This is a genomic window from Microcoleus sp. B3-D2, from assembly GCF_036705345.1.
GTDB lineage: Bacteria > Cyanobacteriota > Cyanobacteriia > Cyanobacteriales > Microcoleaceae > Microcoleus.
Map to the genome: position 1 here is coordinate 1 of NZ_JAUBUG010000041.1, position 15,441 is coordinate 15,441.

Annotated in this window: 14 protein-coding genes; 11 read left to right on the forward strand and 3 right to left on the reverse strand. The window is 47.2% G+C overall.

Features of this window, described 5'->3' with window-relative positions; translation table 11 throughout:
- The first annotated feature begins 73 nt into the window (after positions 1-73).
- The gene (folP, locus tag QUB14_RS16540) at positions 74-943 is read left to right on the forward strand and encodes a dihydropteroate synthase (protein WP_333218114.1); all 870 of its coding nucleotides are present in this window, start codon (positions 74-76) and stop codon (positions 941-943) included.
- Here folP and QUB14_RS16545 read toward each other — a convergent pair.
- On the reverse strand, positions 934-1,776 hold the full coding sequence (locus QUB14_RS16545; protein WP_333218116.1) for a stomatin-like protein: 843 nt from the start codon (positions 1,774-1,776) through the stop codon (positions 934-936). The genes folP and QUB14_RS16545 overlap by 10 nt on opposite strands.
- A gap of 192 nt (positions 1,777-1,968) precedes the next feature.
- Between QUB14_RS16545 and QUB14_RS16550 the strand changes: the two genes are divergently transcribed.
- A complete protein-coding gene (locus tag QUB14_RS16550) occupies positions 1,969-2,739 on the forward strand; it encodes a tetratricopeptide repeat protein (RefSeq protein ID WP_333218117.1) in 771 nt (256 codons plus the stop codon).
- A 96-nt stretch (positions 2,740-2,835) separates the two neighbouring features.
- Here the strand turns inward: QUB14_RS16550 and aroB are convergent, their stop codons facing one another.
- Positions 2,836-3,930 carry a 3-dehydroquinate synthase gene (gene aroB / locus QUB14_RS16555; RefSeq protein WP_333218118.1) on the reverse strand — a complete coding sequence of 365 codons (1,095 nt, stop codon included), beginning with the start codon at positions 3,928-3,930 and terminating at the stop codon, positions 2,836-2,838.
- Positions 3,931-4,007: 77 nt separating this feature from the next.
- Here aroB and petL point away from each other — a divergent pair, with 77 nt between their 5' ends.
- Entirely contained in the window at positions 4,008-4,109 is a 102-nt protein-coding gene (gene petL, locus QUB14_RS16560; protein WP_006633742.1) for a cytochrome b6-f complex subunit PetL, read from the forward strand.
- A gap of 343 nt (positions 4,110-4,452) precedes the next feature.
- On the opposite strand, the gene QUB14_RS16565 is transcribed toward petL, so the two are convergent.
- Complete coding sequence (locus QUB14_RS16565) at positions 4,453-4,647, reverse strand: KTSC domain-containing protein (RefSeq protein ID WP_333218188.1); 195 nt, start codon at positions 4,645-4,647, stop codon at positions 4,453-4,455.
- Between the two features lie 189 nt (positions 4,648-4,836).
- Between QUB14_RS16565 and QUB14_RS16570 the strand changes: the two genes are divergently transcribed.
- From QUB14_RS16570 to QUB14_RS16605, 8 genes are all read left to right on the forward strand, one after another.
- A complete protein-coding gene (locus QUB14_RS16570) occupies positions 4,837-5,427 on the forward strand; it encodes a chromophore lyase CpcT/CpeT (protein ID WP_333218120.1) in 591 nt (196 codons plus the stop codon).
- Positions 5,428-5,537: 110 nt separating this feature from the next.
- Positions 5,538-6,686 (forward strand): NAD-dependent epimerase/dehydratase family protein, encoded by a 1,149-nt coding sequence (locus QUB14_RS16575; RefSeq protein ID WP_333048204.1) that lies wholly within the window; start codon positions 5,538-5,540, stop codon positions 6,684-6,686.
- Between the two features lie 483 nt (positions 6,687-7,169).
- Positions 7,170-7,367 (forward strand): hypothetical protein, encoded by a 198-nt coding sequence (locus QUB14_RS16580; RefSeq protein WP_333218121.1) that lies wholly within the window; start codon positions 7,170-7,172, stop codon positions 7,365-7,367.
- 13 nt (positions 7,368-7,380) lie between these two features.
- Entirely contained in the window at positions 7,381-8,514 is a 1,134-nt protein-coding gene (locus tag QUB14_RS16585) for a glycosyltransferase (RefSeq protein WP_333218123.1), read from the forward strand.
- Positions 8,515-9,091: 577 nt separating this feature from the next.
- Positions 9,092-11,740: a GAF domain-containing protein gene (locus QUB14_RS16590; protein ID WP_333218125.1), complete on the forward strand. Its 2,649-nt coding sequence runs from the start codon at positions 9,092-9,094 to the stop codon at positions 11,738-11,740.
- A 151-nt stretch (positions 11,741-11,891) separates the two neighbouring features.
- Positions 11,892-13,034: a hybrid sensor histidine kinase/response regulator gene (locus QUB14_RS16595; RefSeq protein ID WP_333218127.1), complete on the forward strand. Its 1,143-nt coding sequence runs from the start codon at positions 11,892-11,894 to the stop codon at positions 13,032-13,034.
- A 154-nt stretch (positions 13,035-13,188) separates the two neighbouring features.
- Positions 13,189-14,019, forward strand: a complete 831-nt coding sequence (locus QUB14_RS16600) for a GUN4 domain-containing protein (RefSeq protein WP_333218129.1) — start codon at positions 13,189-13,191, stop codon at positions 14,017-14,019.
- 711 nt (positions 14,020-14,730) lie between these two features.
- The gene (locus QUB14_RS16605; RefSeq protein WP_333218131.1) at positions 14,731-15,321 is read left to right on the forward strand and encodes a YdcF family protein; all 591 of its coding nucleotides are present in this window, start codon (positions 14,731-14,733) and stop codon (positions 15,319-15,321) included.
- Positions 15,322-15,441 lie beyond the last annotated feature (120 nt).

Here is a 15,441-nt window from a genome sequence, read left to right on the forward strand (position 1 = left end):
GTATTAAATTTAAGTCCCATCACCCTACTTAATCTTTTGTTACATACTTGTGATTTTCCCCGCCGACCTACTTATGACAAATAACCTCAAAAAAATTACAATTAGAAATAAATCTTTCGAGTGGGGAAAACGCACTTATTTAATGGGCGTTTTGAATGTAACCCCTGACAGTTTCAGCGACGGCGGTGATTTCAACACCCTAGAATCGGCTTTAGCACAAGCGGAAAACATGGTAAAATCGGGGGTAGATATTATTGATATTGGCGGTCAATCTACTCGGCCTGGTGCAGTGGAAATATCCTCTTCAGAGGAGATCGATCGCGTTATACCTCTGCTACAAATACTGCGACAAAAAGCCGAGATTTTTGGCTCAGTTCCTATTTCTGTCGATACTACCAGAGCGCAGGTTGCCAAAGCTGCGGTTGAGGCGGGAGCTGATATAATTAACGATATTTCGGGAGCTACTTTTGACTCAGAAATGCTGTCAACCGTTGCTAAGTTAAAAGTGCCAATAATTTTGATGCACATTCGGGGAACTCCCCAGACGATGCAAAAACTCACAGATTATCGGGATTTAATTGGGGAAATTAAGGACTTTTTAGAGAGTCGAATTGCGGCGGCCGTTGCTGCGGGGATTGACAAATCTCAAATAATTCTCGACCCTGGTATTGGCTTTGCCAAGACTTACAGTCAAAACTTAGAAATCCTGCGATATCTGCGAAAATTCCGTGTTTTAAACTGTCCCCTTTTAGTCGGAGTATCGCGAAAAAGCTTCATCGGTCACATTTTGAATCAGCCAGAAGCGAAACAAAGAATTTGGGGGACAGCGGCGGCTTGTACAGGTGCGATCGCAAATTCGGCAGATATCTTGCGCGTTCACGATGTCAGAGAAATGCGCGATGTCTCTCAGGTAGCCGACGCCATCTTCCGATATCAGTCTTGAGAAGTTGGAGTATCCATAAGTTTCATTTCCCCGCCGCCGCCAGCTTCCGAAGGGACATCAGGGATAGACTCCATCAAATTGTTGAGGGCCTCTGACATATTTCTCGGGTCCATAAACAGAATTTTGGCATTGTCGCTTTCGCCCAATTTTTGTTGAGCCTCTAAGTATTTTTCGGTTACTAAGTAATTCAAAACTTGCGTGCTATTCGGATGGGAGTCCAGAGCCTCAACTAAGAGCCTCATGTACTCCTTAGTGCCGATCGCTTTATTGACCATTGCTTGCCACTCGCTCTTGGTAGCGCGCTCCAATTCCATAGCTTCTTGCACCCTTTTCGGAGGTGTAATGCTTTGAATTTCTACCCGAATTACTTTGACGCCCCAAGTTTCGGTAGCTTCGTCCAACTTCTTGAGTAACTTTTTATTCATGTCATCTCGGGAAGCCAAGATGTCTTGCATTGGCAATCGACCAATTTCAGCGCGAAACGTCGTTAAAACTAAGTTGGCGATCGCATTTTCAATTTGATCGATTCCATAATAAGCTTTCTGTAAATTCACCACCCGCCAATACACAACGGCATCGACTTCGAGAGCCACATTATCTCCCGTGATTGCTGACTGAGGTTTAATGTCTAAAACTCTTTCACGGCTTGTGTCCACGCAGACGACTTTTTCGACCAGGGGACTGATAAAGTGGAATCCTGGCTTGAGGGTGCGTTTGTATTGACCCAAACGTTCCACTAAAGCTTCGTCGCCACCGCTGACTATTTTGACGCTTGAGTTAACAGCGTAGCCGAGGACGAGCGCAAAGAGCATGGTAAGAATAGACTGCCCCATTTCTATTTTCCTGCTAAGGTTGACTGAGAATCGATCGGAATTCTACTCTAATTTAACTCAAACTCGGTCACACAGTGCTAAAATATCTCGACTGTTAATAACTAACTATTTCATCGGGTGGGCCCTGATCTGCTCCGACTCTTACGGCGCTAGTGAAACCCAGGATATCAACAACACGTTTCCACAAAAGACATGAAAAACGATCGAGAGTTTCGCTTGTTCAAACCTTTGAGGTGGATTGCCCCAAGCATTTTGGTGGGTGCAGGAATCTGGAATGCCGCAGCGGCCCAACCGGCACAAGCTGATCCAATCGCCCTGCAACTTTCGCAAAACTTGCAGTCGCAGAACTTGCAGCCACCGCGACGAGTACCTGCTGTTCGGGAAGTTATGTCCTACGAAATGAAGGGAGACGAACTCAGGATTTGCAAGCAGGAAGGCAACTCCGAGAAAAAGTGCCAAGTTGTAGGTAAAGGCTACACGGTGGGCTTGAGAACTGCTAACGACCTTTACGGTCAAGGAAATGCTGTGAATGCCGAAGCTTTGTACCGGCAACTAATCGCTCGCTATCCCAAACAAGCGGATGCTTATTACAAGCTGGGAACTATGCTGTCGGGGCAAGGTAAAATGAGCGATGCGATCGTTCTATTCCAAAAAGCAATTGAAGTCAACCCACAGCACGCCAAAGCTCACAACGATTTAGGCGTGGCGATGGCAAGTCAGGGGCAGTTGCCCGAGGCAATTGTTCAGTGGAGACAAGCCGTTAAAATTAACGATCGATATCCCGATGCTTTAAACAATTTAGGAGTCGGTTTGTACCAGCAAGGAGGTCAGGAAAACCAAGCCGAGGCCGTAGCCAGCCTCACAAAAGCTAAGGAGTTATTTATCAAGCAAGGCAGAACTCAAGCCGCTAACAGAGTAGATAAAATTTTGGACGAAATTAATTCGCGGTCGAGCGGTTCCTAAACTCAACCGCCGATCGCCGATTGAAAGAAAAAACATCTTTGGCGATCGGCGTTAATCAGCGTTCAGCGGCGGTTAAACACCCCCAAAAACGGGAATCTAAAGCATTTCCTTCAAAACTTGTAAAATCAAATCCCCATCCACCCGATCGCTCACAGCGGCCTCACCCAAGCGCACCGGCAGCACAAACCGCACCTTGCCATCCTGCACCTTTTTATCGAGTTGCAAAGTATGCAAAATTTCCTCAACATCCACATTCGCCGGCAATTTGGCAGGTAAACCCGCTTTTTCAATCAAAGCAGACTGGCGGCGATCGCACTCAGCGTCCCACATTCCCAACTCCACAGCCAATCGGCTTGATGCAGCCATACCGATTGCCACTCCTTCCCCGTGATTGATCACCTTGTAATTGGTCAAACTTTCCACAGCATGACCGATGGTGTGTCCGTAATTCAAAATCGCCCGCAAACCCGATTCCTTCTCGTCTTTGCTGACCACCTCAGCCTTAGCTTGGCAAGACCTGCTCAAAATTTCTGCCAACAAATCCGCCTTCACGTAGCGCATTTGATCCAAACGCTTGCAATTCTCCAACTTTTCAAACAATTCAACATCCCAAATCACCCCGTACTTAATCACTTCCGCCATCGCCGAACGAAACTCCCTCGCCGGCAGAGTTTTGAGTACATCCGGGTCAATTAACACCAAGCGCGGCTGGTGAAAAGCCCCGATTAAATTCTTCCCTAAAGGATGATTTACCCCCGTTTTGCCGCCAATAGAAGCATCAACCATCGCCAGCAGCGAAGTCGGAACCTGCACGACATTAATTCCCCGCAGCCAAGTCGCCGCAGCAAAACCCGTCATATCGCCCACCACCCCGCCACCCAAAGCCACCATTGTCGAGGAACGTTCTAAGCGGTTTGCCAAAGCCGCACCGTAAATCTTCTGCACCGAATTTAAAGTTTTGTACTGTTCTCCCGGTGGTAAAATGCAGCTACTGACTTCCAGACCGGCCGATTCGAGGGCTGCTGTTGCTCTTTCGCCGTACTGCCGAAAAATCGACTGATTCGACACCAGCAGCACTTTTTTGCCCAAACTTAGATCGCCCATCAGACTGCCGAGTTCGTCTAATCCGCCCGATCGCACGCAAACATTGTAAGATTGTGGCCCCAAGTCAACTTTAATTATGGATTGCATATTTATCTAATTTAGATATTAGATTTTAGATTATAGTTCTTATAGGTCTTTTTATTGATTGTTTTGGAGAAATTGCAATGACTCTTAGCGGAGCAATAACTTATTTTGGGATTTTTGGCGGCATGATCGGCTTAGCGACAGTGCTGATGTTTGGTCTGCGGGCTGTCAAACTCATCTAATTTGCTAATTTAGATGTCTCAACCAGAGTATTTAATCTCTGGCACAAGTCTCAGTTTGACAAAGTATTTGCGCCAAAAATCTTGGATTTAATCTGTGGATTGACGGCGCACATACTTTGTTTCATAGAACTTGATGCTACAGCTAATTTAATATTTGACACTAAGTAATTTGGTTAATGATAAAATATAAAATATAAAATCGCTCGATTCCCCAATGCTGTAGAAGATGAGGAAAATGATTAAGGAGAGGGAGCTTATCAGCAATATATTGAGAGGAAAGCTAAATCTGAGGTTTATTCGGATTAAAAATGAGAAGTATGCCCAGCCTAGATTAATGCCGTACTTATCGTCGTCGTTTCTTTACTTGTTCATAGGGAAAACAATCAATAACGTCAGATAGCATATAACTCTCTTTGGAATCAGATTCCATCAGTTCCAAGCAGACAGTCTTGGGAACTTCAAAGTATCGATAGGTTTTGCCACTATTGAAAATAACCTCAAGGTTAGACGTGGTTTCGTCATAACCTACAGCTTCGATCGTGCTAGATTCGACGGCTTATAGTTTCATGATTTCCAGATAAGTAAGGCTACCTGGAAAAAATAGAATACCCAGATTCCCGACTTATTTAAGAAGTCAGCGATCTAAAATGCGATCGCACCTGAATTTCCCCTAAAATAATTTCTACTCCCTCAATCCAAAATCTCAAATCTAAAATCTAAAATCGAAATGACTCATTCCACCGATATCGTCACCCTCGCCCGCTGGATGGCCGCCGACTTCAGCAACCAAGCCCAAGCCTTTGAAAACCCGCCCTTCTTCGCCCACATCCGCGTCTGCATGAGGCCTTTGCCCGTCGAACTTCTGGATGGGATCAGCTTGTACCTAGAACAAGCCTACGATATTGAACTGCACGTACCGTACCGAGTCCGAGTTTTGAAATTAGTCCCGGTGGACGATCGCATCGAGATCGAAAATTATGCCATAGAAAACGAAGAACAATTCTACGGCGCTTCCCGCGACCCGCAACGGCTGCAAGAAATCAAAAAAGCACAACTGACACTGCTTCCCGGCTGCACCTTTATTACGCAGTGGACGGGGCACAGCTTCAAAGGGTCTGTCGAACCCGGAAAAGGGTGCATGGTGGTCAGAAAGGGCAAAAAAACCTATCTAGACAGCGAATTCGAGATAGACCAAGACAAATTTATTAGCCACGATCGCGGACGCGACCCAGAAACCGACGCCCACGTCTGGGGAGCCCAGGCCGGCCCCTTTGAATTCACCCGCCGGGCCAGTTTCGCCGACGAAATTCCGGTTTAATCCAAAAAAACAGAGTACCTCCTGGGCGAACACGCTTGATTAAAGGTTCAGAATGCACCAATACCTGGTACATTAACCCAGTATTGGCAAGCAAGATTCACCGTTGATTTATGAAAGTCCTGGTTATTGGTGGCGATGGCTATTGCGGTTGGGCAACCGCACTCTACCTTTCTAACAAAGGTTACGAAGTTGGCATCCTCGACAGCTTCGTGCGGCGGCACTGGGATCTGGAACTGTGCAGCGACACCCTCACTCCCATCGCACCGATTCAGCAACGACTCCAGCGATGGCAAGATTTAACGGGCAAGTCGATCGACTTGTTCGTCGGTGACATCACCAACTACGATTTTCTCAGCAAAAGCATGAGAAAATTTGCACCAGAGGCGATCGTCCATTTCGGCGAACAGCGTTCCGCCCCCTTCTCGATGATCGATCGCGAACACGCAGTCCTCACTCAAGTCAATAACGTCGTCGGGACACTCAACCTGCTGTACGCCATCCGCGAAGACTTCCCCGACTGTCACCTAGTGAAATTGGGGACAATGGGCGAATACGGCACCCCGAATATTGACATTGAAGAAGGCTACATCACGATCGAACACAACGGCCGCAAGGATACACTACCCTATCCCAAACAACCAGGCAGTTTCTACCACCTGTCAAAAGTCCACGACTCCCACAACATCCATTTTGCTTGCAAAATCTGGGGTTTAAGAGCCACCGACTTAAATCAGGGCGTAGTCTACGGCGTGCTCACAGATGAAACTGGCATGGACGAACTGTTGATTAACCGTTTGGACTACGACGGAGTATTCGGGACAGCGTTGAACAGATTTTGCATCCAAGCTGCGATCGGTCATCCTCTGACAGTTTACGGAACTGGCGGACAAACCCGCAGTTTCTTAGACATTCGGGATACCGTGCGGTGCGTGGAATTGGCGATCGCCAACCCCGCCGAAGCCGGACAATTCCGCGTCTTCAACCAATTCACCGAACTATTCAGCGTCGGCGACTTAGCCTCCTTGGTGCAAAAAGCAGGCATGGCAATGGGATTAAAAGTAGAAATCAACAACATCGAAAATCCCAGAGTCGAGAAAGAAGAACATTATTTCAATGCCAAAAACACCAATTTGCTAGACCTCGGTTTGCAACCGCACTATCTCTCAGATTCCCTGCTCGATTCTCTGCTGAATTTTGCTACAAAATATCAGCACCGTGTCGATAAAAACCAGATTTTGCCGAAGGTTTCTTGGAAGTAAGTTCTGGTATCTACCTGCGGGGGAAGAGATTTTTTAACGAACCGCGAAGGCGCGAAGGGCGCGAAGTAAAAGAAAAGAAGGGAAGAGAGGAGAAATGTTTGCAAGTTCAGAATGGGTTTCTTTGTAGATTAATTTTTTCATATCTATCTTTTTGCTCTTTTGCTCTGTGTTCTCTGCGTCCTCTGCGCTTAATTGAAAAATGGCATAAGGTTTTTACGGGTAGTTTTTTGGGAATAAAGCCGTGAAAAGTCAAATTCTCGTTCTGTGGCTTTTGGTTGTTCTGCCTGGATTGTCAGCGAGTGCAGTTTGTGCTTATTATTTAATAGCCGAAGGGGTTGCAGTAACGGCGAGTTATCAAAATTAGCGCCGAGCGAGTTAGGGAAGCCCAATCTGCCACTGAAACAGCAATATTATAAATTGCCAGAACAGCACAGGAAATTCACAGAATTAATTGCTTTGCCGAAAGCGGGGGGTGGCTTTTAGGTGGGAGAATTTTATCAATTGGCATTCCGGGAATTTGCATCTTATCCCAAAAACCTCTCGCTCGAAATTAGCGGTAGTGAAAGAGAAAGAAGAAGTGTAGAAAAGCAGCCGATCGCACGCCATGACTTAGCTCCCCGCGAGACAGTGTATCCTGTTACCGATGACCTTGGCCGCAGGCTAGGATTATCGGCTCCCTAAGTAACTTATTTTTATGAAAATTGCTCTGTTCACTGAAACATTTCTGCCGAAAATAGACGGTATTGTGACGCGCCTGATTCACACTGTAGATCACTTGCAGCGGGCGGGCGAACAAGTTCTGATATTTTCTCCAGATTACGGGATTAAAGAATACAAAGGCGCCCGAGTTTACGGTGTGGAGGGTTTGCCTTTGCCGATGTACCCGGAACTGAAAATGGCACTTCCTTCTCCGGCTGTCGGTCGCCAATTAGAGCAGTTTAAACCGGATATTATTCACGTTGTCAATCCCGCAATTTTGGGATTGGGGGGTATATATTACGGCAAAAAATTCAACATTCCTATTTTGGCTTCTTACCACACGCATTTGCCGAAATACTTGCACCACTACGGTTTCGGAGTCCTCGAACCTTTATTGTGGGAACTGCTCAAAGGAGCGCACAACCAAGCAGAATTGAATCTCTGCACTTCCACAGCAATGGTGGAGGAATTGAGAACCCACGGCATTGAGCGAGTAGATTTGTGGCAGCGGGGCGTAGATACTGAAATGTTTGTCCCGGAATTGGCAAGTCGAGAAATGCGATCGCGCCTTTCTCAAAATAACCCAGACAGTCCCCTGCTGCTGTACGTCGGCCGCCTGGGTGCAGAAAAAGAAATCGAACGCATCAAACCAGTCCTCGCAGCGATTCCCGACGCCCGCCTCGCGCTAGTGGGAGACGGCCCGCACCGACAAACCCTGGAACAATATTTTGCCGGTACCCCCACCAATTTTGTCGGCTACCTCAAGGGGCAAGAACTCGCAACAGCTTACGCATCGGCCGACGCCTTCATTTTTCCCTCCCGCACCGAAACCCTGGGCTTAGTGCTCCTAGAAGCAATGGCTGCGGGGACGCCCGTAGTGGCGGCGCGCAGCGGCGGAATTCCCGATATCGTCACCGACGGCGTTAACGGATATTTATTTGACCCCGCCGACGAAGAAGGAGCACTCGCCGCCACCAAGCGTCTGTTTGCCAATCCCGAAGAACGGGAAACCCTGCGCCATAACGCTCGCCGAGAAGCCGAACGCTGGGGTTGGGCCGCCGCCGCCGCACAACTCCAGCGGTACTATCAATCAGTGGTGTTTGCCGAGTCCATGCCCAGAGCGGCCTAAATGTCAGGATCTGTAGCACCTTTAAACATCACTGCCAGCTTAGCTTCGCTGTTCGATCGTCAGTTGGTAGTGAGCAGGGATGTTTTCAAAGATTGATCGAACTTTTTTGATCCATAAATTACCGTCGTTATCCTGCTGTTGCGTTTACCATTAAACTATGAGTAAGCTCTGTAGGAATGCCTTGCGCGCTGCTTTCATAGCGCCCTTTACCTGACCGGATACGGTCGCCGAGTGCGCTAAAACAGTCACACCGCGCGCTGGGGCCGAGCACAGAGCGTCAAATCCACACTGCACTCTCGATCGAACTAAAGCCTGTCACCTAATTTTCAGGCCTTCAGTTTTGCGAACTCAAGTTCAGCTTGAATTGACGAACCCTCATCAGTATCGAGGTTGTAAAAAAGATCGATCGAGCATACATAACAAGCAAACTGAAGTTGCGTGCGACACTTTTGAACTCACGATAAAGCGACAAGCGAGTGCCGATGCGCTTGCAAACAAATTCAAGAGTTTGCACTGCCGCCGAATCTAGCGCCGCTCAACCTGCAGTCAGTTTACCCCTCTGAGCAAGCAGTTAATCATGACATTCTCCAATACTGGTAGCGTTCTGGCTACACTGACTCAAGTCAATTTTATGGGGGCATTGACCTCCCGCGTTAAGAGCCTGCCAGTTCCTGAATTAGTGTGCCTGCTCGACTTTATCACGGCTGAATTTCAGCAATTTATCCGGGCGATGGACCTGATTAACAATGAAGCACTCGAAAGTCTCTTAGAGCAACTTTTAGATGCCTTCACTGTCAAAATTGGTCAAATTCTGCAAGCAGACCGGACAACAATTTTTTTGGTTGACTCCAATAAAAATCAACTGTGGCACAAAACAGTCGATCCGCTTGGCGAAGATTTAGAAGTTCGTTTGCCTATGGATGCAGGCATTTTAGGCTACGTAGCAACAACCGGAAAATCGATTAATGTCGCCGAAGCTCGATCGCACGAGCATTTTAATTCCGAAGTAGACGAACCACCGGACTACCAGATCGAGACCATGCTCTGTATGCCAATTTTTAGCAGCAAGAGCCAACACGAACCCGTAGCGGTGGTCAGACTCTTAAATAAAGCTGGCAATGTCCCTTTTAGCGAAGAAGACGAACAGCAGTTCCAGGCTTTTGCAGATTCGATCGGGATTATTCTCGAAAGCTGTCAGTCTTTCTACGTCGTGGCCCGCAACCAGCGAGGGGTTGCTGCACTTTTGAGAGCCACCACCACTTTGGGTCAAAGTCTTGACTTGGAAACAACTTTGCGCTCTGTCATGGATCAAGCTCGCGACTTGATGCAAGCCGATCGCAGCACGCTATTTTTGTTAAATCGGGAAACTAACGAACTCTGGACAAAAGTCGCCAAGGCCGACGGCAAAACGATGATGGAAATCCGCATTCCTGCTAATAAGGGAATTGCTGGCTACGTGGCTTCGACCGGTCAACCTCTAAATATTACAGATGCTTACGACGATCCCCGCTTTGACCCCTCTACAGACCAGCAAACGGGATACCGCACTCGCACTGTCTTGTGTATGCCGGTGCACAACGCTAAAGGTGAGCTCATCGGGGTGACTCAGCTAATTAATAAGAACCAAGGTACTTTCACCCCTTCCGACGAAGAGTTTTTGCGAGCGTTTAATTCCCAAGCGGGAATGGCGCTGCAAAATTCTCAACTGTTTCAGAACGTGATGGTGGAAAAACAGTATCAGAAAGATATGCTGCAAAGTCTTTCTGATGCAGTGATTTCCACGGATTTGAAGGGGCGAGTTGTGACGATCAACGAAGCAGCCTTAGAATTGTTGGGCTGTCCGGTCAATCAAGCTAAAAGCAAACACAATCCCCAGATTTGGGAAGATAAACTGGTGAATCGCTATGTTTGGGAAGTTGTGCCGATCGACAATTTGCAATTTCGACTAGAAGACAGTCTCAGAAATGCTGCCAGACATTACGTTCCCGAACAAAGTTTAACTGTGGGACTGTTGGTAGAAAAAACGTTAAATTCCCAACAAAAAGAAGAAGAAGAAAGTTATATTTTGGCCGTGCCAGATCGCGCCGATCCGAATTTATATTACGCTTGGGGCGAAAACAGCGCGTGGACTGAGGAAGTAGCGCTGGCAGAATTAGCTAATGCCCAATCTCTATTTGCGCTGCGAAATTCTGCCCTGTATCACCCTTATTGTCCGCTGCCCATCCCCGCCTCTAGAATTAAAGTAATTGAACGCAGTTTGAATTTGACTGTCAACCCGCTGATCAATCCAGAGGGTGGCGTGCGCGGCGGTTTAGTGGTACTCGAAGACATCAGCCGCGAAAAGCGGATGAAAAATACGATGTACCGCTACCTGACTCCTGGAGTCGTAGATAAAGTGATGGCCTTGGGTGAAGGCGCCATGATGGTGGACGAACGCAAAGAAGTGACTATTTTATTTTCCGACATTCGCGGCTACACCACGCTGACGGAAAATCTGGGAGCGTCCCAGGTGGTATCCCTGCTAAACGAATATTTTGAGACGATGGTGGAGGCGGTTTTCCACTACGAAGGCACTTTAGACAAGTTTATCGGCGATGCTTTAATGGCGGTGTTCGGCGCGCCCCTGCCGCTGAATCCCCCGGAAAGTCACGGTTGGATGGCGGTTCAGTCGGCTTTAGATATGCGCCGGCGTTTGAAAGAGTTTAATGATTCTCGCCCCGGCGAAGTTCCGTTTCGGTTCGGAATTGGGATTAGTTCTGGAGAGGTGGTTTCGGGAAATATTGGTTCCCAAAAGCGCATGGATTACACGGTAATCGGGGATGCGGTGAATTTGAGTTCGCGATTGGAACAGCTTACAAAGGAGTACGGTTGCGATATAATTTTGAGCGAATTTACATACAGTTTGTGCCGCGAAGGGATTTGGGTGCGAGAGTTAGACAAGGTGCGGGTTAAGGGCCAAAATCAGCCAGTGGGTATTTACGAGTTGCTGCAAAATAGTTCTGAACCCATTGATGGGGAAACGCTTCGGTTTTTGGAACTTTACAGTAACGGTAGGGATGCTTATATTGCTAGAAATTTTCAGAAAGCTATTAGTTATTTTGAAGCAGCTTTAGCAATGCGACCCAGCGATCGACCTGTGGAAGTTCACCTCGACCGATCCCTGATCTATTTGAAAGTACCCCCGCCCGATGATTGGGACGGCGTGCATACGATCACAACCAAGTAGTAGATTATATTACATCCGAGTGCTCAAAAGTAAAAAGATTTGGTAAAGGGGTGAGATCTTCCTTATGACAGAGTTAACAAGTGTAAAAATGTGAAAACATAAATCGGATGCCATATTAAAGTTTAGTATTTATTTCCAGGCTAGCAATTAAATGAGTTATTTATCTGTTCCGAATGCCACAAAAGCCGATCGGATTCTGGTGGTAGACGACGCACCAGATAATGTTTTGTTGGTTCAAACAATCCTAGAAGAAGAAGGTTACGAAATTAGCACGGCAGAAAACGGCTTTTCTGCCTTGAGTCAAATTGACAAGTCAGCCCCGGATTTGGTACTGCTAGACGTGATGATGCCGGGAATGGACGGTTACGAAGTCACTAAACGAATCCGACAAAATAAGGAATTGCCCTTTATCCCGATTTTGCTGATCACGGCTCACGACAGTGCGAGCGTAGTGCAGGGATTGGACATGGGAGCAGACGATTTTATCCGCAAACCAGTCGAAATGGATGAACTGCTGGCGAGGGTACGATCGCTCCTGCGGCTAAAACACAGTGTAGACGAGCGCAATTCGATCGCCCTCCAGCGCGAAGATTTTGTCTCCCGACTCGCTCACGACTTGCGGACGCCCCTCGTAGCAGCCGATCGAATGCTAACTTTAATGCAGCAGGGAGCTTTGGGAGAAATTTCCCTTCCCATGCGGGACGCTTTCGGGACGATGGTTCGCAGCAACAAAAACCTGATTACGATGGTAAATATGTTGCTGGAAGTCTACCGCTACGAAGCAGGCGGCAAATCCCTAAGTTTTGCTCCCGTGGACTTGCGCCAGCTTATTACTGAGGTAGCTGAAGAACTCGCTGCCCTAGCCGATGCTAAAGGTTTGTCAATAAATTTAGACTTGACCGAAAGTGCAGAAAGTGCACCGATTGCCAAGTATCCGGGCGATCGTCTGGAACTGCACCGCTTGCTGACAAATTTAATCGGAAATGCGATTAAATTCACCGACAACGGCTCAATAGATGTCACCTTAAAAGCTGCCAATTCACCTGCTTATACGAGCTTCAAAAACCAACCGCTGGCATGGGTAATCATAGAAATCAAAGACACCGGCGCAGGCATTTCTCCCACCGAAAAAGCCAAGTTATTTCAAAGGTTTAGCTCGGGAACTCACAAGAAATCCAGCACAGGTTTGGGACTACACCTGTGCCGCCAAATAGTCGAAGCTCACCGCGGCACGATCGAGGTAAAATCAGATTTGGGCAAAGGCAGTTTGTTTACTATTCGCTTGCCTTGTTAGAGCGGTATAATTAACTCTAACTTTGGGGCGCGAAAAGCGCACATTACTACAGCAGATAAACTGTAATTGTAGGTGGCAAAGTGCGTACCTAATCGAATTATGGTTAATTTATCCCGATGTCATGTAATTACTTGGCAACCGAATTTATGGCAATATGTCTAACTGTCCAGTGTGCGGTGCTGAATACATAGAAGAAAAAGCAGAGTTTTGCTCGATTTGCGGTTGGGATTTGACTCCCTACCCGCAACGTGCTAAGCATTCCAAAACTTATTTAAAAAAAGAACAAGTTAGATTGCAGTGGGCAAAACAAATGTGGGAATTGACCCGCAATCAACAAAATTGGTCAGCTAAATTTGAGCAGTTGCAGAGTGAATTTCAGGAAGGGGCGATCGCCCGCACATACATTCAATCTCAGTTAGAATGGGTTCTGTACCGCCTCGAACAACTAAACCCCGAATTGATTGTCAGCACTCTACTGCGACTGGAAGACAAAATCGGCGCTATACCTGAGTCAACTCCGGCTATCTCCGAAGTGGGGATGGACTACCGTCAACTGACAAAGCTATTAGAAAGCGGAAAATGGCGCAAAGCTGATGAACACACTTGGGAAATCTTGCTGCAAATCGCTGTCAGGGAAGACGAAGGCTGGCTGAGTGCAGCGGATATTGACAGTTTTCCTCCTACAGACCTTCGCACGATCGACCAACTTTGGCAACAATACAGCAGCGGGCGGTTCGGGTTGAGCGTGCAGCAGCAGATTTGGGAAAGTACCGAGGCAAATTATACTGAATTTTGCGATCGCGTCGGCTGGCGAGTCAAGGAAAATTGGAAATATTACAGCGAGCTCTCCTTCAACGAAGATGCTCCCCCCGGACATCTCCCCGTCACCCCATGGAGACAGCGCGCCTGTTACGGTGCTGGTAAACTCACCGCAGCAGAAAACTTTGCCCGCATCGCTGCGAAACTGGCAACTGGCGATCGGTAATCCTCCAGAATAAAAACATCAAAATCGACATTAACTGCTATAATCAAAACGGTTCCGCAACTGGGGCTGTGGCTCAGATGGATAGAGCAAGCGCCTCCTGAAGAATCGGGCACCCTGTGAGGAAACTCTGGGAGTGAATGTGGTCAAATTTGGTGAAACCTAAAGAGTTCGTGGGTTCCTATGACTCTAAGGCAATACCAAGCCAAGCCTGAGTTCAGCGCGATTAAACAATCGCCTATATTGAAATCAGGAAGGTTTAGAGACTAGACGGTCACCACCTAAAAGCTGCAAGCATATGGTGAAGGTATAGTCCAGAGAGTGGGGAAACTCACACAAATCTGAAGCGCTAGGTCGCCGGTTCGAACCCGGCCAGTCCCGTTAAAAATCAAGAAAAATTAAAAGCAGGAGGGATAAGCCTAAGTTTTACCCCTCTTTTTTGCATATCCGCTAAGGAATTGGCTCCCAGAGAAGTATAGCAACCGCCAAGCGGTTGCTATAAAATCTGAAATCTCAAATCTCAAATCACCTGTTTAAGCCCCACCACCAGCGTAGAGTCAATCTAAAATCTAAAATCTAAAATCTAAAATCTAAAATCTATGATCCCCCGACCCTTTTTGAATTTTTAATTTTTAATTCCTGTTAGTGGGCTATACGTGCGGTATTTTTTGTTATGGTTTTTTTGTGAGTTACATAAAATTTTTATAGGTTTAGATGTGGTTAAGAATCAATTCAAACACGCAGCGTTACAAGCGTTTGAACACTTCACGCAGTTTTTGGTTCCTAGTAGGGCTTTTGATGGCGTGTTGGTTTGGCTATCAGCAGGTTAAGAGCGAATTTCAGAGACCCCAAGCTGTGTTAGTTCTAGGTGGGGCTACGGAGCGAGAGGTGTTTGCCGCCAAATTTGCTCGGGAGCATCCTGAATTGCCGATTTGGGTGTCGTCTGGGAGCAATCCGGAGTTCGCGGAATGGGTGTTTTCAGAAGCGGGAATTGAGTCCGATCGCCTGCACTTAGACTACAGAGCGGTGGATACGGTAACAAATTTTACCACCCTGGTAGATGAATTGAAAGCTCAAGGGATTGAGAGCGTGTATCTGATCACTTCTGACGATCATATGCGGCGAGCTCAGATTATCGGCGAAATCGTGCTCGGCAGTCGAGGCATTAGCTTTAAGCCGGTGGCAGTTCCGTCTGGGCGAACCCCCGAACCGGTGGAAAAAGCTGTTCGCGACGGCGCTAGGGCTATTCTTTGGCTGACAACCGGTTATACGGGTGCTGACTTCAGCCCAGCCCGAATTGAATAAACACAGGGAAGCATTGAGCAATTGTTAATTTTTTGCCATTCGCTCAGCTTTTAAAACTTGTCTTCTATAGCTATTTAAGGAACGGGGAAGATGCTGATGATAAATGCGTAACAGAAGAGA

Excerpts from the sequence above, each read along its gene's own strand:
- folP (WP_333218114.1), top strand. The coding sequence starts at position 74 with ATGACAAATAACCTCAAAAAAATTACAATTAGAAATAAATCTTTCGAG.
- QUB14_RS16545 (WP_333218116.1), bottom strand. The coding sequence starts at position 1,776 with ATGGGGCAGTCTATTCTTACCATGCTCTTTGCGCTCGTCCTCGGCTAC.
- QUB14_RS16550 (WP_333218117.1), top strand. The coding sequence starts at position 1,969 with ATGAAAAACGATCGAGAGTTTCGCTTGTTCAAACCTTTGAGGTGGATT.
- aroB (WP_333218118.1), bottom strand. The coding sequence starts at position 3,930 with ATGCAATCCATAATTAAAGTTGACTTGGGGCCACAATCTTACAATGTT.
- petL (WP_006633742.1), top strand. The coding sequence starts at position 4,008 with ATGACTCTTAGCGGAGCAATAACTTATTTTGGGATTTTTGGCGGCATG.
- QUB14_RS16570 (WP_333218120.1), top strand. The coding sequence starts at position 4,837 with ATGACTCATTCCACCGATATCGTCACCCTCGCCCGCTGGATGGCCGCC.
- QUB14_RS16575 (WP_333048204.1), top strand. The coding sequence starts at position 5,538 with ATGAAAGTCCTGGTTATTGGTGGCGATGGCTATTGCGGTTGGGCAACC.
- QUB14_RS16585 (WP_333218123.1), top strand. The coding sequence starts at position 7,381 with ATGAAAATTGCTCTGTTCACTGAAACATTTCTGCCGAAAATAGACGGT.
- QUB14_RS16590 (WP_333218125.1), top strand. The coding sequence starts at position 9,092 with ATGACATTCTCCAATACTGGTAGCGTTCTGGCTACACTGACTCAAGTC.
- QUB14_RS16595 (WP_333218127.1), top strand. The coding sequence starts at position 11,892 with ATGAGTTATTTATCTGTTCCGAATGCCACAAAAGCCGATCGGATTCTG.
- QUB14_RS16600 (WP_333218129.1), top strand. The coding sequence starts at position 13,189 with ATGTCTAACTGTCCAGTGTGCGGTGCTGAATACATAGAAGAAAAAGCA.
- QUB14_RS16605 (WP_333218131.1), top strand. The coding sequence starts at position 14,731 with ATGTGGTTAAGAATCAATTCAAACACGCAGCGTTACAAGCGTTTGAAC.